The sequence below is a fragment of the Pantoea sp. X-Soil-YNGN-785 genome (assembly GCF_059730585.1).
This window is the reverse complement of the sequence record NZ_AP035942.1, coordinates 3669848-3689309: the sequence shown is the minus strand read 5'-3', so window position 1 is coordinate 3689309 and position 19462 is coordinate 3669848. Positions and strand designations below refer to the sequence as shown.

General features: G+C 56.7%; 16 protein-coding genes. 10 read left to right on the top strand and 6 right to left on the bottom strand.

Annotated elements, in window-relative coordinates; translation table 11 throughout:
• Positions 1 to 53: 53 nt before the first annotated feature.
• From gntR to gntU, 3 genes are all read left to right on the top strand, one after another.
• Positions 54 to 1049, top strand: a complete 996-nt coding sequence (gntR, locus tag AC6I8E_RS17225; RefSeq protein ID WP_013359330.1) for a gluconate operon transcriptional repressor GntR — start codon at positions 54 to 56, stop codon at positions 1047 to 1049.
• A 140-nt stretch (positions 1050 to 1189) separates the two neighbouring features.
• The gene (gene gntK / locus AC6I8E_RS17220; protein WP_033784195.1) at positions 1190 to 1726 is read left to right on the top strand and encodes a gluconokinase; all 537 of its coding nucleotides are present in this window, start codon (positions 1190 to 1192) and stop codon (positions 1724 to 1726) included.
• Positions 1727 to 1728: 2 nt separating this feature from the next.
• The gene (gntU, locus tag AC6I8E_RS17215) at positions 1729 to 3069 is read left to right on the top strand and encodes a gluconate transporter (protein WP_013359328.1); all 1341 of its coding nucleotides are present in this window, start codon (positions 1729 to 1731) and stop codon (positions 3067 to 3069) included.
• Positions 3070 to 3093: 24 nt separating this feature from the next.
• On the opposite strand, the gene AC6I8E_RS17210 is transcribed toward gntU, so the two are convergent.
• The 4 genes from AC6I8E_RS17210 to AC6I8E_RS17195 all read right to left on the bottom strand — a co-directional run bounded on the left by AC6I8E_RS17210 (position 3094) and on the right by AC6I8E_RS17195 (position 5133).
• On the bottom strand, positions 3094 to 3411 hold the full coding sequence (locus AC6I8E_RS17210; protein ID WP_081463855.1) for a DUF805 domain-containing protein: 318 nt from the start codon (positions 3409 to 3411) through the stop codon (positions 3094 to 3096).
• On the bottom strand, positions 3408 to 3833 hold the full coding sequence (locus AC6I8E_RS17205; RefSeq protein ID WP_013359326.1) for a hypothetical protein: 426 nt from the start codon (positions 3831 to 3833) through the stop codon (positions 3408 to 3410). The genes AC6I8E_RS17210 and AC6I8E_RS17205 overlap by 4 nt, the downstream gene beginning before the upstream one ends.
• Positions 3830 to 4411, bottom strand: coding sequence for a hypothetical protein (locus AC6I8E_RS17200; RefSeq protein WP_312217062.1), 582 nt, complete (start codon positions 4409 to 4411; stop codon positions 3830 to 3832). The genes AC6I8E_RS17205 and AC6I8E_RS17200 overlap by 4 nt, the downstream gene beginning before the upstream one ends.
• A 128-nt stretch (positions 4412 to 4539) precedes the next feature.
• The gene (locus AC6I8E_RS17195; protein WP_013359324.1) at positions 4540 to 5133 is read right to left on the bottom strand and encodes a YhgN family NAAT transporter; all 594 of its coding nucleotides are present in this window, start codon (positions 5131 to 5133) and stop codon (positions 4540 to 4542) included.
• Between the two features lie 217 nt (positions 5134 to 5350).
• Between AC6I8E_RS17195 and asd the strand changes: the two genes are divergently transcribed.
• From asd to AC6I8E_RS17160, 7 genes are all read left to right on the top strand, one after another.
• Positions 5351 to 6460, top strand: a complete 1110-nt coding sequence (gene asd, locus AC6I8E_RS17190) for an aspartate-semialdehyde dehydrogenase (RefSeq protein ID WP_013359322.1) — start codon at positions 5351 to 5353, stop codon at positions 6458 to 6460.
• A 911-nt stretch (positions 6461 to 7371) separates the two neighbouring features.
• Entirely contained in the window at positions 7372 to 9555 is a 2184-nt protein-coding gene (gene glgB, locus AC6I8E_RS17185) for a 1,4-alpha-glucan branching enzyme (protein WP_013359321.1), read from the top strand.
• Positions 9552 to 11534 (top strand): glycogen debranching protein GlgX, encoded by a 1983-nt coding sequence (gene glgX, locus AC6I8E_RS17180; protein ID WP_497824252.1) that lies wholly within the window; start codon positions 9552 to 9554, stop codon positions 11532 to 11534. Before glgB ends, glgX begins: the two co-directional genes overlap by 4 nt.
• A 10-nt stretch (positions 11535 to 11544) precedes the next feature.
• The gene (gene glgC, locus AC6I8E_RS17175; RefSeq protein ID WP_013359319.1) at positions 11545 to 12837 is read left to right on the top strand and encodes a glucose-1-phosphate adenylyltransferase; all 1293 of its coding nucleotides are present in this window, start codon (positions 11545 to 11547) and stop codon (positions 12835 to 12837) included.
• A 63-nt stretch (positions 12838 to 12900) separates the two neighbouring features.
• Entirely contained in the window at positions 12901 to 14334 is a 1434-nt protein-coding gene (gene glgA, locus AC6I8E_RS17170; protein WP_013359318.1) for a glycogen synthase GlgA, read from the top strand.
• Positions 14335 to 14353: 19 nt separating this feature from the next.
• A complete protein-coding gene (gene glgP, locus AC6I8E_RS17165; protein WP_013359317.1) occupies positions 14354 to 16801 on the top strand; it encodes a glycogen phosphorylase in 2448 nt (815 codons plus the stop codon).
• A 228-nt stretch (positions 16802 to 17029) separates the two neighbouring features.
• Positions 17030 to 17956 (top strand): LysR family transcriptional regulator, encoded by a 927-nt coding sequence (locus AC6I8E_RS17160; RefSeq protein ID WP_033784187.1) that lies wholly within the window; start codon positions 17030 to 17032, stop codon positions 17954 to 17956.
• Here the strand turns inward: AC6I8E_RS17160 and mdcH are convergent.
• Together mdcH and AC6I8E_RS17150 are read right to left on the bottom strand one after the other, a co-directional pair.
• Entirely contained in the window at positions 17946 to 18848 is a 903-nt protein-coding gene (gene mdcH, locus AC6I8E_RS17155) for a malonate decarboxylase subunit epsilon (RefSeq protein WP_095706574.1), read from the bottom strand. The two genes, AC6I8E_RS17160 and mdcH, sit on opposite strands and share 11 nt — an antisense overlap.
• Entirely contained in the window at positions 18845 to 19462 is a 618-nt protein-coding gene (locus AC6I8E_RS17150; protein ID WP_497824251.1) for a malonate decarboxylase holo-ACP synthase, read from the bottom strand. Before AC6I8E_RS17150 ends, mdcH begins: the two co-directional genes overlap by 4 nt.

Here is a 19462-nt window from a genome sequence, read left to right as displayed (position 1 = left end):
AAAAGTGATAGACTCATCGTACTTTAGCTTTCAGGGCGATCCCAGGCGCTACGATGAAGAAGAAAAGACCGGTATTACAGGACGTTGCCGATCGCGTCGGCATTACTAAAATGACCGTCAGCCGTTACCTGCGTAATCCTGAGCAGGTCTCTGTTGCCCTGCGGGACAAGATTGCAGTGGCACTGGATGAGCTGGGTTATATCCCCAATCGCGCCCCCGATATGCTTTCTAACGCTACCAGCCGTGCCATCGGTGTGCTGCTGCCGTCGCTCACCAACCAGGTTTTTGCTGACGTATTGCGCGGCATTGAAGCCGTCACTGACGAAGCCAACTATCAGACGCTGGTCGCCCACTTTGGTTACAACCCGCAAAAAGAGGAGCTGCAACTGCGCTCGCTGCTGGGCTGGAACATCGATGGCGTTATCCTCACCGAACGCACCCATACGCCAGGCACGCTGCGTATGCTGGAAGTGGCCGGTATTCCGGTGATTGAGGTGATGGACAGCGTTACACCCTGCCTGGATATGGCTGTCGGCTTTGATAACGTCGAAGCGGCCCGGCAGATGACACAGGCGATCCTCAGCAAAGGCCATCGTCACACTGTCTATCTTGGCGCACGCCTTGATGAACGCACGCTGCAAAAGCAGCGCGGTTATGAAATCGCCATGCGCGAAGCGGGTCTGACGCCGCACAGCGTGATGATGGAGGATGCCTCATCATTCAGCGCCGGTGGCGATCTGCTGCGTGAAGCACAACGTCTCTATCCTGAAACGGATAGCCTGTTCTGTACCAATGATGATCTGGCGGTCGGCGCGATGTTTGAGTGTCAGCGCCAGGGATTGCAGGTACCCACTCAGATGGCGATAGCGGGTTTTCACGGCCATGATATCAGTCAGGTCGTCACACCACAGCTGGCGACAGTGCTGACGCCGCGCGACCGAATGGGCCGTGAAGCGGCGGCAATGTTGCTGGCGCGTATTGCCGGTGAGAGCAGTGATGATCCGCTACGGGATATCGGTTTTGAGATCAGTGAAGGTGGCAGCATCTGATTGTGATGTTTTTATGAGTCAGCTCACACTTTCATGCTTTTCCTGGTAAAAAGGTTGCCAGGCTGTTAACCGGCCAGGAGAATGAGAAACGACATTGTTATCGGTAACATTGGCAAATTCTCACCTGCCGGAGCAGAAAAATGACAACGCAATCCCCGTCGCATCACGTTTTTATCCTGATGGGCGTTTCAGGCAGCGGAAAATCTGCTGTCGCCAACCAGGTCTCTCACCAGCTGAATACCGCTTTTCTTGACGGTGATTTTCTCCACCCGCGCGCCAACATCCTGAAGATGGCCGATGGTCATCCGCTGGATGACAGCGATCGCCAGCCGTGGTTACAGGCGCTGAATGATGCCGCGTTTGCCATGCAGCGCACCCAGGCGATCTCCATCATTGTCTGCTCAGCTCTGAAAAAAAGTTATCGCGACATTCTTCGTCAGGGCAACGATAACCTGCGTTTCGTTTACCTGAAAGGCGATTTCGACACCATCGAAGCCCGCCTGAAGGCGCGTAAAGGCCACTTCTTCAAGCCGCAGATGCTGGTCACCCAGTTTGCCACGCTGGAAGAGCCGGGCAGTGATGAGCCGGATGTCCTGGTCGTGGATATCGCGCATTCACTGGACGAGGTGGTGGCGGCTACGGTTGCGACTATCCAGGACGCTATCAGCCAGGATTAGAGATGAATACCGCAACACTCGTTTTGACCGCAGCAGGCTCCGTCCTGCTGCTGCTTTTTCTGGTGATGAAGGCCCGTATGCACGCCTTTGTCGCGCTGATGTTAGTCTCCATCGGTGCCGGACTCTTCTCCGGCATGCCACTGAACAAAATCGCGGAAACCATGCAGAAGGGGATGGGCGGCACGCTCGGCTTCCTTGCCATTGTGGTCGCGCTGGGCGCGATGTTCGGCAAAATCCTGCATGAAACCGGCGCCGTGGATCAGATCGCTATCCGGATGCTGAAAACCTTTGGTCAGAGCCGCGCCCATTATGCGATGGGCATTGCCGGTCTGATCTGCGCGCTGCCGCTTTTCTTTGAGGTGGCGGTGGTGCTGTTAATCAGCATCGCGTTTGCGGTGGCGCGGCGTACCGGCGGCAATCTCGTGAAGCTGGTGATCCCGCTGTTTGCCGGTGTGGCCGCGGCGGCGGCGTTCCTGCTGCCCGGACCGGCTCCAATGCTGCTGGCTTCACAGATGCACGCGGACTTCGGCTGGATGATATTGCTGGGTCTTTGCGCGGCGATCCCGGGCATGCTGATTGCCGGGCCGCTGTTTGGCAACTTCATCGGCAATCACGTTACCTTCAGCGCACCGCCGGAAGATCATCAGCCGGATGTCGATGAGAGCAAGCTGCCGTCGTTTGGCTTCAGCCTCTCACTGATCCTGTTCCCGCTGGTGCTGGTCGGCCTGAAAACCATCGGCGCACGCTTCACGACCGAAGGCACCACGCTGTACGAGTGGCTGGAATTTATCGGCCATCCTTTCACTGCCATTCTGCTGGCGCTGCTGGTGGCGATTTATGGCCTGGCTTACCGTCAGGGTATGGATAAAGAGCGGGTGATGCAGGTGTGCGGCAGCGCGCTGCAACCGGCCGGGATTATCCTGCTGGTGATTGGTGCGGGTGGCGTATTCAAGCAGGTGCTGGTGGATTCAGGCGTAGGGCCGGTGCTGGGCAATGCGCTGACCGGCGCGGGTCTGCCGATTGCGCTGGCCTGCTTTATTCTGTCGGGCGCGGTGCGGGTGATTCAGGGGTCGGCGACGGTCGCCTGTCTGACCACCGTGGGCTTAATCATGCCGGTGATTGAACCGCTGCATTACAGCGGTGCGCAACTGGCGGCGCTGTCGATCTGCATCGGCGGTGGCTCGATTATTATCAGCCATGTGAACGATGCCGGGTTCTGGCTGTTTGGCCGCTTCACCGGGGCCAGCGAAGCGGAAACGCTGAAAACCTGGACGCTGATGGAGACCATTCTCGGCACCGTGGGCGCGATCGTCGGGATGATTGCGTTCGAACTGCTTTCCTGACCAACCTGACGGGCTATCTGCCCGTCAGGTTTTTTCCCGCGAGCGGGGGAAGAGTAAAAAAGGGAACAGCAAATAAGGCGCTACCACCAAAAGGACAATGACGCCGCGTGAATAGCCTGCGTCATTTATTCTCCTCACTCCGCAGGAAAAAACAGGCAAAATAAACAGCAGCAGCGCGGTTAAGCCTATTTCATGCTCTGGCCCGGTTAACCATTGCAGATAACTGCAGAACCAGACCAGTTGGAACAGCAGGAAAATAAAATAGCTCGTCCTTCCTTCACGCCCTTGATAGTTAAACGTGCGCAGCAGACAGCTTTTGATAATCTGCAGCAGCCTGTTCATGCCCATTTTCTTCTTATCAGCGCAAAACTAACCAGCGTAATGGCGGCGGCAAGTAAGTAAACCCAGGCAAAATCAGTAACGTCAACCTGCATCAGTTGCACGTCATTCAACGCCGCTTTCTGTCCCGAGACGGATAATACGGTTAAGCCAGCTAAACAGAAGATATTTGCCAGAAAGAATAGCGCCTGAAAGGCTGTTTCTTTAGCTACGGACAGGAAGGCAATTTTTCTGAAACCCCACCAGGCTACCAGATAAACCAGCAGCCAGAACAGCGCGCAGAGTAGCGGGGCAACCAGATAACTGCGCATATCTGTGATCACCCCTGAATGCCCGCTGTTGGCATACTGCAGGACTTCCTGAAGGGAGAAGTAACCTGTAATCAGATAGAGCGCGCCGAAAAAAAAGGGTAATAACAATCTCATTGTATTTCCCTCCAGGTTTTCAAACGCTGCATCAGCTGCGGCAGCTCTTTTCCGGGGTCCACCATCACCAGCTGTTTACTTTTTGCATCGTATTTCGCGGCGGCGGTCGGGTCACCTTTACCGCCCTCCGCCATCACAAAGCGGGCATCTGAACGGCCATAAAGGCCAACATGCGGAAAAGGATCACTGCCAAACGCCAGCACGTTGCGGCCAGGCAGGGTATATTCTCTGGTCAAAAAATCCGGGATTCTTTTTGAGTCGATACCTGATAAAGGCGTAGTGACAAAGCGGGAACCTGCGTAGTCGAGGGAAAAGCAGATCTTGTTATCGGCTGCATTTTTCTGCACTAAATCCGCGCCAAACAGGATTTTTAAACGCTGCCAAACCGTCGCGCTGTCGGGTTCGATCTTCTCGCCTTCCAGATAAACATCTTGTTTATGATAAAGTTGGTAAACCATTTTGTGAATCTGCATCATGGAGGCGCCAACACCGTGCCAGTTCGGCCCATCCCTGCTGTAAAGCCGCTCAACGATAATAAAGACGCCTGTCCCAGCATAATTTTCGATACTGCCCGCCATAGAAACCTCCTTTTTTTACAGCATTATATAAATATTATTGTTCATTTCAACGCTGTGACTTTGTGATAAACAGGCTGGAATAATGTGGCTGCCTGCCGGCCTGGCAGGGTAAAGAGACAAAGGTGTGCTTACAACTTCAGATAAGCGCGAATGCCATCCAGGAACATCTGGGTTGCCAGCATAATCAGTATTAATCCCATCAGACGCTCCAGCGCATTCACACCCTTATCGCCCAGCAGACGCAGGAACAGACCTGACATCAGCAGAATAGCGACCGTTACGCCCCATGCGATCAGCAGCGCACCCACCAGATGCGACATCTGATGTGGATACTGATGCGACAGCAGCATCAATGTGGCCAGCAGCGATGGCCCGGCCACCAGTGGAATCGCCAGTGGCACCAGGAACGGTTCTTCGCCCGCCGGTAAGCCAGAACTGCTGCTTTCAGCCGACGGGAAAATCATCTTGATGGCGATCAGAAACAGGATGATCCCGCCAGAAATCGACACGGTTTCGGTGCGCAGATTCAAAAACGCCAGGATGCGTTCGCCGGTAAACAGGAACAGCAGCATGATGATCAGGGCAATCAGCATTTCACGGATTAGCACCACCCGCCGCCGTTTCGGCTCCAGATGCTTTAAAACCGACATAAAAATCGGCAGATTGCCCAGTGGATCCATAATTAACAACAATAATATTGTTGCCGAAATCATTTCAGTCATCGGTTTTGCGCCATGTTGTTCGCGAAAAAGCGGAGTTATTAGTTACGCTGCTGAAAAAGTTAGCGTAATCGAATTAATTCACTTGCTACCCGGCCTGCATTTTGTAGAGTGAGGGGACACAGGTAAATCCTATTATTACGCAGAGCGGCGTGAAAATAGCACGCGGCTCTCTCCTCTGAAATGAAAAGCAGGTGTAACTGCCTTAGACGGACACGACATGAAGAATGTAGGTTTTGTTGGTTGGCGCGGCATGGTCGGCTCAGTGCTGATGTCCCGCATGAGTGAAGAGCGTGATTTTGATGCAATCAATCCAGTCTTCTTCTCGACGTCGCAGCATGGTCAGGCGGCACCCGCGTTTGCGGGCAAACAGCAGGGCACCCTGCAGGATGCGTTTGATATTGAAGCGCTGCGCGCGCTGGATATCATTATCACCTGCCAGGGCGGCGACTACACCAGTGACGTCTATCCAAAGCTGCGCGCCAGCGGCTGGCAGGGATACTGGATTGATGCGGCCTCTACGCTGCGCATGAAGGATGATGCCATCATCATTCTCGATCCGGTCAACCATGCTGTGATTCGCCAGGGCATTGACCGTGGCATCAAAACCTTTGTCGGCGGTAACTGTACCGTCAGCCTGATGCTGATGTCGCTGGGCGGCCTGTTTGCGCAGGATCTGGTGGAGTGGGCCTCGGTTGCCACCTATCAGGCAGCCTCTGGCGGCGGTGCGCGCCACATGCGCGAACTGCTGACCCAGATGGGCATGCTGCACGATCACGTTGCGCCTGCGCTGCAGAACCCGGCTTCCGCCATCCTCGACATCGAGCGTAGCGTGACCGACTTCACCCGTTCCGGCACCTTACCAACCGACAACTTCGGCGTCCCGCTGGCGGGCAGCCTGATTCCGTGGATCGACAAGCAGCTGGAAAACGGTCAGAGTCGCGAAGAGTGGAAAGGCCAGGCGGAGACCAACAAGATCCTCGCCACCTCTAAGGTCATCCCGGTTGATGGATTATGCGTGCGCGTCGGCGCTCTGCGTTGCCACAGCCAGGCGTTTACCCTGAAGCTGAAACGCGATCTGCCACTGGCTGAAATCGAACAGCTGCTGGCCTCCCATAATGAGTGGGTCAAAGTGGTGCCGAATGATCGCGAGCTGACGATGCGTGAACTGACGCCTGCCGCCGTGACCGGCACGCTGACCACGCCGGTTGGCCGTCTGCGTAAACTGAACATGGGGCCGGAGTACCTTTCCGCCTTCACGGTAGGCGACCAACTGTTATGGGGCGCTGCCGAACCGCTGCGTCGCATGCTGCGGTTGCTGACCAACTAACCAGCAAACATCGCCTGAGTCATGCCGATCGGATAAGACAAAAAAGATCGGATGGCTATATGAAAGCCCGTAATCATCATTGATGGTTGCGGGCTTTTTTGCTGACTGGCCTGGAATGGTGTTATTGCGTTTTAAGCAACATACCGCTCTGTACTTCATGGCTTGTAGGGCCACTGATGGCTGGCGTCTGGCTGTGTGGCGTGCTTAACCTGTTTTTCGATAACCCATTCTTTTTGCATCCTTACAGAGTGTCTGTGCAGTCAGGGCGTTGAGTCATAACGACAATGTTACTCTGCCTGTAATACAGAGCAGGCGACACGAAGATGCTGAGCAGGATGAAGTACAGGTGCCCTGTATCTTAGCCATTATATGCTCTTATCTCTGAGTCGATTAGAAACATGCTGTTAACCATCGCTTTACAACACGTTATCAGGTAGCTTTTCTCCATCGCCGTCTGCGTTCATCACGCCGGGTGTCTGACATTGTCTGCCGGCAGAGATGCTGTTCCAGTCCGGTGAAAAATGCAGCGTCTTTCATCCGGACACGCCGGGCAGCATAAATGACACTAATCCGCGGATTTATCCGGCCTTTTTTGTCCCTTTCGTACACGAAACAATCTGCCGTTTCGCTTACTAAGTGATCAGCTTCCCTTTTTTGCCGATCGCTAAAGAATATTTTGCTTAAGTCCATGGCAACTGCCGCGACCAAGCTATGATTTAACCATGATGTGCCACAGGTCACTCTTGTGCTTTCCGGACTAAATGGTTGTGGTACACGGCAAAAAAATTTTCCCACGGAATGGCCTGACTTCTTTGTCGTTGTACGTATGGCTCAATGAAGAGCAGCGCAGGTGAAGCGTGACAGGCTATGTTGCGTTCATTTCGGCTGCCAATTATCACAGGAAGAAAGTCATGTCAGAGCTTCCCGATCGCGATGCGATCAATGCCCTGTTTGCGGGTAATTATGCCGACCCTTTTTCGTTACTAGGGATGCACCGAACTCAGCAAGGCCTGGAAGTCAGGGCATTGCTCCCCGAAGCGCTCGAAGTGTGGGTCATTGAAACCTCCACCGGGCGTAAACTGGCCCAGCTGGTGTGCGAGGATGCACGCGGCTTCTTCAGTGGCGTCATTCCACGCCGTAAAAATCATTTCCGCTACCAGTTGGCGGTGAACTGGCACGGCCAGCAAAATCTGGTCGATGATGCCTACCGCTTTGGCCCGCTGCTGCAGGAGATGGATCTGTGGCTGCTGGCGGAAGGAACACACCTGCGTCCTTACGAGACGCTGGGCGCGCATGGCGACGTCATCGATGGCGTCTTCGGTACCCGCTTCTGCGTCTGGGCACCCAACGCCCGTCGCGTCTCAGTGGTTGGTGACTTCAACTTCTGGGATGGCCGCCGTCATCCGATGCGCCTGCGTCAGGAACTGGGCATCTGGGAGCTGTTTGTACCGGGCGCGGTCAACGGTCAGCTCTACAAATATGAAATTATCGATGCCAATGGTGAACTGCGCATCAAAGCGGATCCTTACGCCTTTGAAGCGCAGATGCGCCCGCAAACTGCGTCGATGATCTGTGGCCTGCCAGAGCCGGTTGAGATGAAAGAGGAGCGTAAAGCCGCCAACGGTTTTGACGCGCCCATCTCCATCTATGAAGTGCATCTGGGCTCCTGGCGTCGTCACACCGACAACAACTTCTGGCTGAGCTACAAAGAGCTGGCTGAACAGCTGGTGCCTTACGTTAAAGAGATGGGCTTTACCCATATCGAACTGCTGCCGATCAACGAGCATCCGTTTGATGGCAGCTGGGGCTATCAGCCACTAGGCATGTATGCACCGACCCGCCGTTTTGGAACCCGTGATGAGTTCCGCGCCTTTATTGACGCCGCCCATGAAGCGGGCCTCAACGTGCTGCTCGACTGGGTGCCGGGTCATTTCCCCAGCGATGATTTCGGTCTGGCGCGCTTCGACGGCACGCAGCTCTATGAGCACAGCGACCCGCGTGAAGGCTTCCATCAGGACTGGAACACCCTGATTTACAACTTTGGCCGCCGCGAAGTAAGCAATTACCTGTCGGGCAATGCGCTCTACTGGACCGAACGTTTTGGCATTGATGGCCTGCGCGTGGATGCGGTGGCGTCGATGATATACCGCGATTACAGCCGTAACGAAGGGGAGTGGGTGCCGAATCAGTTCGGTGGCCGTGAGAACCTCGAAGCGATCGAATTTCTGCGTTACACCAACCGCACGCTCGGCACCGTCGCGTCCGGGTCGGTAACCATGGCTGAAGAGTCCACCGACTATCCTGGCGTGACACGTCCGACCGAAGGCGGCGGGCTGGGCTTCTGGTTCAAATGGAATCTGGGCTGGATGCACGACACGCTCGACTACATGCAGGTCGATCCCATCTACCGCAAGCACCATCACAACCTGATGAGCTTCGGCATGATGTACAACTACACCGAAAACTTTGTGCTGCCGCTGTCGCATGACGAAGTGGTGCACGGTAAGCGCTCGATTCTCGATCGTATGCCGGGCGACGCCTGGCAGAAGTTCGCCAACCTGCGTGCCTACTACGGCTGGATGTGGGGCTTCCCGGGCAAGAAACTGCTGTTCATGGGCAATGAATTTGCTCAGGGCCGCGAGTGGAACCACGACGTCAGCCTGGACTGGCATCTGCTGGAAGGGGATGACAACTGGCATCACGGTGTTCAGCGTCTGGTGCGCGACCTCAACCACACCTATCAGCACTACACACCGCTGCATCAGCTGGACTTTGATCCGGCAGGCTTTGAGTGGCTGGTGGTGAACGATGCGGAACACTCAGTCTTCGCCTTTGTCCGCCGCGACCGTGAAGGCAACGAAGTGATCGTCATCAGCAATTTCACCCCGGTGGCGCGTCCGGGCTATCGCTTTGGCGTTAATCAGCCTGGCTACTGGCGTGAAGTGCTGAACACAGATCAGCACGAGTATCACGGCAGTGACGTGCGCATTCATCGGGTGCATACCGATGAGCAGGAGAGTCACGGACGACCGCAGTCGCTGAGTCTCAATCTGCCGCCGCTGGCAACAGTCTGGCTGGTGCGGGAGGCTGAATGACCATTACTGCCGGCGATCCCGAACCGCTGGGTGCCAGTTACGATGGCAAAGGCGTTAACTTCACTCTGTTCTCACAGCATGCAGCGCGCGTAGAGCTCTGCCTGTTTGATGAACAGGGCGCAGAACAGCGTCTTGACCTGCCTGGCCGCAGTGGGGATATCTGGCACGGTTATGTTCCGGCGTTAAAACCGGGACAGCGCTACGGCTACCGGGTTTATGGCCCCTGGTCGCCGCAGCAGGGACATCGCTTTAATCCGGCAAAGCTGCTGGTTGACCCCTGCGCCCGCGCAGTGCAAGGCGATGTTCCGGATGACCCGCTGTTTCAGGGCGGCGAAGCGCAGCCCGATCCGCATGACAACGCCGCGATTGCGCCTAAATGTGTGGTGGTAGCCGAAGATTTTGACTGGCAGGGCGATGTCGCGCCACGTACGGCCTGGGGCAACACGGTAATTTATGAAGCCCATGTGCGCGGCCTGACGCAGCAGCATCCGGAAATTCCGGAAACGCTGCGCGGGACTTACGCGGCGCTGGGTCATCCTGTTATGGTGGATTACCTGCGCAAGCTGGGAATTACCACTCTTGAGCTGCTGCCGGTGGCCCACTTCGCCAGCGAACCGCGATTGCTGCAGCTTGGCCTGAGCAACTACTGGGGTTATAACCCTTTTGCGCTCTGGGCGGTGGATCCCCGTTACGCCTCCGATCAGCCGGGTGTGACGCCGTTGCAGGAGTTTCAGCAGGCGGTCAAGAGCCTGCACGCCGCGGGTATTGAAGTACTGCTGGATGTGGTGTTCAACCACACTGCCGAACTGGACGAGATTGGCCCGACGATCTCGATGCGCGGTATCGACAATGCCAGCTACTACTGGCTCGATGAGCAGGGCGGTTATCAGAACTGGACCGGCTGCGGCAACACGCTGAATATCCACCATCCGCAGGTGATGGCGTGGACCTTAGAGGCGCTGCGCTACTGGGTGCGCGTCTGCCATGTCGACGGCTTCCGCTTTGACCTTGCGCCGGTTCTGGGCCGCACACCCGATTACCAGCGTGATGCACCCTTTTTTGAGGCGATACGCGCCTGTCCGCTGCTCTCTCAGGTCAAGCTGATTGCAGAACCCTGGGATATCGGCCCTGACGGCTATCAGGTTGGCCGTTTTCCGCCACCGTTTGCCGAATGGAACGATAAGTTTCGCGACACCGCGCGTCGTTACTGGCTGCATGGCGGCTTGAGCAATGGCGAGTTCGTCCGGCGCTTTGCCGCCTCCAGCGATCTCTATCAGCATGATGACCGGCCGCCACACGCCACGGTTAACCTGATCACCGCCCATGACGGCTTTACGCTGTGGGATGTGGTGAGCTTCGAACGTAAACACAACGAAGCGAATGGGGAAGATAACCGCGATGGCCACGGTGATAACTACAGCCACAACCACGGCAAAGAGGGGCTGAACGTCAGCTTTGACGTGATCGAACGCCGCCGCCGCAGCGTGCGGGCACTGCTGACGACGCTGCTGCTGTCACAGGGCACGCCAATGCTGCTGGCCGGCGATGAGCGCGGCCATACGCAGCGCGGCAACAACAACGCCTACTGTCAGGATAACGCCCTGAGCTGGCTTGACTGGCAGGCGGATGAGAAGGGATTAGTCGGATTCACCGCAGCACTGATTGCTCTGCGCCAGCGCATTCCGGCGCTGACCGCAGATCGCTGGTGGCAGGACGGTGACGGTAATGTGCAGTGGCTCAATGCCGGTGGCCAGCCACTGCAACACGATGAATGGGCCCAGGGGATGCACAGATTGCAGATCCTGCTGTCCGGCCGCTGGTTAATAACAATAAACGCCACGGATACGGTGAATGACATCGTGTTACCAGACGGAGAATGGCGTGCCCTTCCTCCTTTCGCCGGGGACGATAACCCCATCCTGCTAACTGTCTGGCATGGTCCCGCACACGGTGTGTGCGTGTTCCAAAAGCAATCATAAGGAGTCAGACATGGTTAAGTTAGACAGAACAGATCACCTGATGCTGGCCCGCCAGCTCCCTACACAGACGGTTGCTCTGATCCTTGCCGGCGGACGCGGCACGCGCCTGGTCGATTTAACGGCCAAACGTGCTAAACCGGCGGTGCATTTCGGCGGCAAGTTCCGCATTATCGACTTTGCCCTCTCCAACTGCGTCAACTCCGGTATCCGACGGATTGGCGTGATTACCCAGTATCAGTCTCATACCCTGACTCAGCATATCCAGCGTGGCTGGTCGATCTTCAATGAAGAGATGAATGAGTTTGTCGATTTGCTGCCAGCGCAGCAGCGCTTTTCGACCGAACAGTGGTATCGCGGAACGGCCGATGCCGTGACGCAAAACCTTGATGTAATTCGCCGCTATCAGGCGCAGTACATCGTGATCCTTGCCGGGGACCACATTTATAAGATGGATTATTCACGCATGCTGCTGGATCACGTGGTGAACGAGGCGAAATGTACCATCGCCTGTTTACCGGTGCCGGTACATGAGGCTACGGCCTTTGGCGTGATGGCGGTGGACGAAGATAACATGGTGATCGACTTCGTGGAGAAACCCGCGAAACCGCCCACCATGCCGGGTGATGACACGCAGTCGCTCGCCAGCATGGGGATTTACGTGTTTAACGCGGACTATCTCTATGAACTGCTGGAGGAGGATCTGCAGACGCCAGGCTCTAACCATGATTTCGGCAAAGATATCCTGCCGAAAATCGTGGCAAGCGGCGAAGGCTATGCACACTCCTTTGCGCTCTCCTGCGTCCAGAACGATGACAATGCGCCGCCTTACTGGCGCGACGTCGGAACGCTGGAAGCTTACTGGCGCGCCAATCTTGACCTGGCCTCGGTGATGCCTGAGCTGGATATGTATGACGTCACCTGGCCGATTCGTACTCACATGGAGCCGCTGCCGCCGGCCAAATTTGTTCAGGATCGTTCCGGCAGTCACGGGATGACCATGAACTCACTGGTATCGGGCGGCTGCATCATCTCCGGTTCGGTGGTGGTCAATTCCGTGCTGTTCCCACGCGTCCGCGTTAACTCGTTTTGCAATATTGATTCAACTGTACTGTTGCCTGATGTGGTAGTGGGCCGATCGTGTCGCCTGCGTCGCTGTGTGATTGATCGCGCCTGCGAACTGCCGGAAGGCATGGTTATTGGCGAAAACCCCGATGAAGACAGTCGCCGGTTTCACCGTTCGGATGAAGGGATCGTACTGGTCACCCGCGCCATGCTGGCAAGGCTGGCCAAAGCGGGGCTGTAAGCGATAAGCGGAACTTACGCAATCGGCACGCGGAGCGTGCCGGATAACTTAATGAGGTCGAGGATGCAGGTTTTACATGTCTGTTCAGAACTTTTCCCGCTGCTGAAAACGGGCGGACTGGCTGATGTAGTCGGGGCATTACCTCAGGCGCAGATTGCGGGCGGCACGGATACACGGGTACTGTTGCCCGCTTTTCCCGCATTGCGCAAAGGCATACCCGATCTCCAGGTAGTGACGGAGCGAGAGACATTTGCCGGTCATATACGTCTGCTATTTGGTGAATTTAATGGTGTGGGCATTTACTTAATTGATGCGCCCGGCCTCTACGATCGTCCCGGCAGTCCCTACCATGACGAGTCGCAGTTTGCATATGTCGACAACTATCTGCGCTTTGCGCTGCTGGGCTGGGTCGGCTGTGAACTGGCGTGCGGCATGGACTCTATGTGGCGTCCTGAGATCGTGCATGCGCATGACTGGCATGCTGGCCTGACCTGCGCCTATCTGGAAGCGCGTGGTCGTCCGGCTAAATCCGTCTTCACCGTACATAACCTGGCATACCAGGGGCTGTTCATGGCGCATCACATGGATGAGATTGGCCTGCCGTGGTCGTTCTTTAACATGCATGGGCTGGAGTTCTTTGGTCAGATCTCCTTCCTGAAAGCGGGACTCTTTTACGCTGACCACATTACGGCGGTGAGCCCGACTTACGCTCATGAAATTACCTCTGCCGAATTTGCTTATGGCATGGAAAGCCTGCTGGCGCAGCGGATGCGGGAAGGCCGTCTTAGCGGGATCCTCAATGGCGTCGATCCCTCTATCTGGGACCCGGCGCACGACCTGCTGCTGAGTGCGCGCTATAACCGCGACACGCTGGAAGCGAAAGCGGAAAACAAACGGCAGCTGCAGGTGGCGATGGGGCTGAAGGTGGATGATAAAGCGCCGGTATTCTGCGTGATCAGCCGACTGACTAAACAGAAAGGCCTGGACCTGGTGCTGGAAGCGCTGCCTGGCCTGCTGGCGCAGGGCGGACAGCTGGTGCTGCTGGGACAGGGTGATGCCGAGCTGCAACAGGGATTCCTGGCGGCAGCGGCGGAGCATCCGGGCAGCGTGGGTGTGCAGATTGGCTATCACGAAGCGTTCTCCCATCGCATTGTCGGTGGCGCGGATGTGATCGTGGTGCCGAGTCGCTTTGAGCCCTGCGGCCTGACTCAACTTTATGGCCTGAAGTATGGTACGTTGCCGTTAGTGCGCCGCACCGGCGGGCTGGCAGATACCGTCAATGACAGCTCTCTGGAGAACCTGGCCGACGGTATCGCCAGTGGCTTCAGCTTTGAAGATGCCAACGCCTGGTCGCTGTTGCGGGCCATCCGGCGCGCGTTTGTGTTGTGGTCCCGTCCTTCACTGTGGCGTTACGTTCAGCGTCAGGCGATGGGCATGGACTTTAGCTGGCAGGTGGCCGCACAAGCCTACCGTGATCTCTACCAACGTTTGATGTAACGGATTGGGAAAACTGGATATGAATGCACCTTTCACTTACGCCTCACCAACGTTGACGGTTGATGCCTTAAAGCATTCGATTGCCTACAAACTGATGTTCACTATCGGCAAAGATCCCTCGATCGCCAACAAGCACGAGTGGCTCAACGCCTCGCTGCTGGCAGTGCGCGACCGGATGGTGGAGCGCTGGCTGCGTTCCAGCCGTGCTCAGCTCTCTCAGGATGTCCGCCAGGTCTATTACCTGTCGATGGAGTTCCTGATGGGCCGCACGTTAGGGAATGCGCTGCTGGCGATGGGGATCTATGACGATCTCAACCAGGCACTGGATGAGATGGGTCTGGATCTGGCCGAGCTGATGGAAGAGGAGAACGATCCGGGGCTGGGCAACGGTGGTCTGGGTCGCCTGGCGGCCTGTTTCCTCGATTCGCTGGCGACGCTGGGCATGCCGGGCCGCGGTTATGGCATCCGCTATGATTACGGCATGTTCAAACAGAACATCGTGGAAGGTGAGCAGAAAGAGTCGCCGGATTACTGGCTCGAATATGGTAATCCGTGGGAATTCCAGCGTTTCAATACCCGTTACAAAGTACGATTTGGCGGTCGCGTTCAGCATGAAGGCACGAAGGTGCGCTGGCTGGAGACCGAAGAGATCCTGGCGATGGCCTATGACCAGATCATTCCGGGCTTCGACACGGATGCCACCAATACCCTAAGACTGTGGGGTGCGCAGGCCAGCAACGAAATCAACCTCGGCAAGTTCAACCAGGGTGACTATTTTGCGGCGGTGGAAGATAAAAACCACTCTGAAAACGTGTCGCGCGTGCTCTACCCGGATGACTCCACCTATTCAGGCCGTGAGCTGCGTCTGCGTCAGGAATATTTCCTGGTCTCCGCGACCGTGCAGGACATCCTGAATCGCCACTGGCGGATGCACCAGACCTGGGACAACCTGGCGGACAAGATCGCCATTCACTTGAATGATACCCATCCGGTGCTGGCGATCCCCGAACTGATGCGCCTGCTGATTGACGAACATAAATTCAGCTGGGACAGCGCTTTCGACGTCTGCTGTCAGGTCTTCTCCTATACCAACCATACGCTGATGACCGAAGCGCTCGAGACCTGGCCGGTCGATATGATCGGTAAGATCCTGCCGCGCCACCTCAGCATCATTTTCGAGATTAACGACTTCTTCCTCAAGACGATTCAGGATCACTATCCTGATGACCTGGATCTGCTGTCGCGCATTTCGATCATCGACGAAAACGATGGACGCCGGATACGCATGGGCTGGCTGGCCGTCGTCGTCAGTCATAAAGTGAATGGCGTGTCAGAGCTGCACTCCAATTTAATGGTGCAGTCACTGTTTGCCGACTTCTCCCGTCTGTTCCCGGGCCGCTTCTGCAACAAAACCAACGGCGTCACTCCACGTCGCTGGCTGGCGCTGGCGAACCCGGCGCTGTCAGAGGTGCTGGATGAGGAGATTGGTCGCAACTGGCGTACCGATCTCAGCCAGCTGGATGAGCTGAAAGCCCAGATCGACTATCCGGCGTTTATCGAAAAAGTCGCGGTTGCCAAGCATCAGAACAAGCGTCGGCTGGCCGACTGGGTAGCGAAGAATCTGGATGTGGTGCTCGACCCGAACGCGCTGTTTGATGTACAGATCAAGCGTATTCACGAGTACAAACGTCAGCTGCTCAACGTGCTGCATGTGATCACCCGTTACAACCGTATCAAGGCCGATCCGCAGGCGGATTGGGTGCCGCGCGTGAATATCTTTGCCGGTAAAGCAGCGTCGGCTTATTACGTCGCCAAGCACATCATTCATCTGATCAACGATGTCGCGAATGTGATCAACAACGATCCGCAGGTGAAGAACAAACTGAAGGTGGTCTTCGTCCCGAACTACAGCGTGAGCCTGGCGCAGATCATTATCCCGGCGGCCGATCTCTCTGAGCAGATCTCGACCGCAGGGACGGAAGCGTCCGGCACCAGTAACATGAAGTTTGCGCTGAACGGTGCGCTGACGATCGGTACGCTGGATGGCGCCAACGTTGAGATGCTGGATCACGTCGGGGAAGAGAACATCTTTATCTTTGGTAATACCACGCCGCAGGTCGAAGCGCTGCGTAAGGGCGGCTATAACCCGCGTGACTATTACGAAAAGGACGATGAGCTGCATCAGGTGCTGACTCAGATTGCCTCTGGCGTATTCAGCCCGCAGGATCCGGGTCGCTACCGCAATCTGTTCGATTCTCTGGTTAACTTCGGCGATCACTACCAGTTACTGGCGGATTATCGCAGTTATGTGGATACCCAGGATAAGGTGGATGCGCTCTATCGTAAACCGGATGAGTGGCAGCGCCGCGCAGCGAAAAATATCGCCGGCATGGGCTACTTCTCGTCGGACCGTACCATTCAGGAGTACGCCGATGAGATCTGGAACATTACACCAATAAGGCTGTAGGGTCCGGGCAGTACGCCTTTCTGACGTTCTGTGCGGCCGGGTAACCGGCCGCCACATTGCCATCTTCTCTTCAGACCCTCCCGCCATCCCTCACCCTTTTTCACAGGGTTCAGCGTCTCATGATTTCTGTGCCTGTATCTGCCCGCAGAGCGAGCCAGATCATTACACCCTGGCTGAGAATCGCTACTATGCGGGAAAGCAAAACGACCCGACAGGCAACCGCGGCCCATGAGTGACAACATCAATCAGGAAATTACCTTTCGCAAGCTCAGCGTCTTTATGATGTTTATGAGCAAAGGGAATATCGCCCGCACGGCGGAAGCGCTGGCCCTGAGCAGCGTCAGCGTGCACCGCGCGCTGCACACGCTGGAAGAGGGCATCGACTGTCCGCTGTTTATCCACAAAGGCCGTAACCTGGTGCCGTTGCCTGCCGCCTGGACGCTGCTGGACTACTGTCGTGACGTGACCACCCTGATGGGTAAAGGTATTGAAGAGGCGCGCAAGGTGGCGGGTATCGGTGTGGGTCGTCTGCGGCTTGGCACGCTCTACTCGCTGACGCTTGAAACCATCCCCCGACTGATTATGGGCATGAAACTGCGCCGGCCCACGCTGGAGCTTGATCTGACCATGGGCTCCAATCAGATGCTGCTGAACATGCTGGAAGATGACGCGCTGGATGCCATTCTGATCGCCACCGATGACGGCGAACTCAGCGATGCGCATTTTGATGTGATTCCGCTGTTTGAAGACCGTATCTTTCTGGCCGCGCCAGCCGGGGAGACGCGGGAGGGAACCGGCCCGGTGGATCTGCGTGATTTTGCCGACCGTGATTTTGTTTCACTGGCTGAGGGATTTGCCACCTATACCGGTTCGCAGGAGGCGTTTCAGATAGCCGGATTTGAACCGCGCATGGTCACGCAGGTAAATGACATCTTCTCAATGATAAGCCTGGTGCAGGCGGGCATCGGCCTGGCGCTGATCCCGGGACGGATGAAGAAGGTGTATGAAAACAACATTCAGTTGCTGCCGCTGGCTGAGCCTTATCAGATGCGTCAGCAGATCTCGATTGTCTACTCACATCGTCGCGAACGCGATAATGACCTGCTGGCCCTGGCGGCAGAAGGGCGGATGTACGCCCGCAGCCTTACTGACTGAGTCGTTTAGCCAGATGCAGCGCAACGTCGATACTGTTACGCTCCAGACAAATCGCTTCGCCCTGCCAGCCCGCCTGCAGCGTCAGGCCGGTCAGCACATTGCCAGGCGGCATCTCAATCGCCAGTCGGGCATCGCGCTGATTAGCTGAAACCATCGCATCATTCCACTGCACCGTGCGCGCCATATTAAAGGCGAGATCGTCAGCAATCTTTTCCGGCTCCCAAATCACCCGTCCGGTGGAGCCGCTGAGGTAAGCGCAATCGGGCCGCGAGAGGCTGACGGACTCAAATGCGCGCGCCAGTTCAGCGGCGGGTTTATCCAGCAGCGCGCAGTGCGACGGCACGCTCACCGCGAGTTTAACGGCTTTACTGGCACCGGCATCCAGTGCTTTCTGCGCCACGACAGCCATATCCTCGTCACGACCGGCAATGACAATCTGCGTTTCCGCATTCAGGTTGGCGATGTAGGTATTGCTGCCAGCCAGCAGTTTCTCAAGACGACTCAGCGTTAAACCGGTGATCGCGGTCAGGCCATATCCCTGCGGATAAGCCTGTTCCATCAGATCGCCGCGCAACGCCACCAGCCGCAGGGCGTCGCTGAAATCGAGCGCGCCGGAAATCACCGCAGCGGGAAATGCACCAATCGACAGACCACTGACGATGTCCGGTTTCACCCCACGGCGGATCAGCTCGCGCGCCCAGGCGACTCCCGCAATCAGCAGACTGAGCTGGACGGCGCGGGTGTGGCGCAGCGCATCAGTGCTGTCGAGCCGGTCGGTCTCGTCGCCCAGTACCGCTCGCACGCTGTTTAACACCGCGTCGCCGTCGGGCAGATGCTGCAGCATCCCGGCACGCTGGGTGCCCTGGCCGGGAAAGGTAAAGAGTATTTTCATGGATTCTCCCTGCTCCAGGGTGAAGCGGTCAGTATCGGTCCGGTATCGGTTTTTAACAGCACGCGACCCTCACGCAGCCACTCGTTCAGCGCAAACGCGCCAGACGGCGTTTCGACCTGGGTATCTACCCGGCAGTCCAGTGCGTCAGTCTGCGTCAGCCACTGTTGCAGCGCATCGCGTGGCATTGGCTCTGGCGCGCGGATCACTAAATCAAGATCGCTGGCAGCGTGCAGCACAAGTCGCTGCGTCGCCAGCGCATAACCGGTGCTGCCGGTAATGCCCCAGTGCCAGGGCCAGAGAGTCTCGCTGAGCGCAATCGCCGCGCGAACCGGCGCATAAGCGGTAAAGGGTGAATCCAGCAGCCATGTCCGTTCTGCCAGCCTCTCTGGCGTCACCATCCGGACAATATCGGCTGGACTAATCCAGCCGGCGGCGCGCTGCTCACGTCGTTCACCGCGCACACCCACCGGAATCAGACCGGATTCACGGTGGTCGCGCCGTACCACCACCGGCAGATCGGGATGCCAGAACGGGCTGACCCAGCTCTCTTTAACCGCGGCTAACGCGTCACTGTGACGCAGCCAGAGCAGATCGTGGGGGCGCGGCGCACTCAT

What these genes read in the sequence shown, in the direction of transcription:
- AC6I8E_RS17200 (WP_312217062.1), bottom strand. Translation starts at nt 4,411, where the DNA reads ATGGCGGGCAGTATCGAAAATTATGCTGGGACAGGCGTCTTTATTATC.
- gntU (WP_013359328.1), top strand. Translation starts at nt 1,729, where the DNA reads ATGAATACCGCAACACTCGTTTTGACCGCAGCAGGCTCCGTCCTGCTG.
- AC6I8E_RS17150 (WP_497824251.1), bottom strand. Translation starts at nt 19,462, where the DNA reads ATGAGTGCGCCGCGCCCCCACGATCTGCTCTGGCTGCGTCACAGTGAC.
- AC6I8E_RS17195 (WP_013359324.1), bottom strand. Translation starts at nt 5,133, where the DNA reads ATGACTGAAATGATTTCGGCAACAATATTATTGTTGTTAATTATGGAT.
- glgB (WP_013359321.1), top strand. Translation starts at nt 7,372, where the DNA reads ATGTCAGAGCTTCCCGATCGCGATGCGATCAATGCCCTGTTTGCGGGT.
- mdcH (WP_095706574.1), bottom strand. Translation starts at nt 18,848, where the DNA reads ATGAAAATACTCTTTACCTTTCCCGGCCAGGGCACCCAGCGTGCCGGG.
- AC6I8E_RS17210 (WP_081463855.1), bottom strand. Translation starts at nt 3,411, where the DNA reads ATGAACAGGCTGCTGCAGATTATCAAAAGCTGTCTGCTGCGCACGTTT.
- glgC (WP_013359319.1), top strand. Translation starts at nt 11,545, where the DNA reads ATGGTTAAGTTAGACAGAACAGATCACCTGATGCTGGCCCGCCAGCTC.
- AC6I8E_RS17205 (WP_013359326.1), bottom strand. Translation starts at nt 3,833, where the DNA reads ATGAGATTGTTATTACCCTTTTTTTTCGGCGCGCTCTATCTGATTACA.
- glgP (WP_013359317.1), top strand. Translation starts at nt 14,354, where the DNA reads ATGAATGCACCTTTCACTTACGCCTCACCAACGTTGACGGTTGATGCC.
- AC6I8E_RS17160 (WP_033784187.1), top strand. Translation starts at nt 17,030, where the DNA reads ATGAGTGACAACATCAATCAGGAAATTACCTTTCGCAAGCTCAGCGTC.
- gntK (WP_033784195.1), top strand. Translation starts at nt 1,190, where the DNA reads ATGACAACGCAATCCCCGTCGCATCACGTTTTTATCCTGATGGGCGTT.
- glgX (WP_497824252.1), top strand. Translation starts at nt 9,552, where the DNA reads ATGACCATTACTGCCGGCGATCCCGAACCGCTGGGTGCCAGTTACGAT.
- asd (WP_013359322.1), top strand. Translation starts at nt 5,351, where the DNA reads ATGAAGAATGTAGGTTTTGTTGGTTGGCGCGGCATGGTCGGCTCAGTG.
- glgA (WP_013359318.1), top strand. Translation starts at nt 12,901, where the DNA reads ATGCAGGTTTTACATGTCTGTTCAGAACTTTTCCCGCTGCTGAAAACG.
- gntR (WP_013359330.1), top strand. Translation starts at nt 54, where the DNA reads ATGAAGAAGAAAAGACCGGTATTACAGGACGTTGCCGATCGCGTCGGC.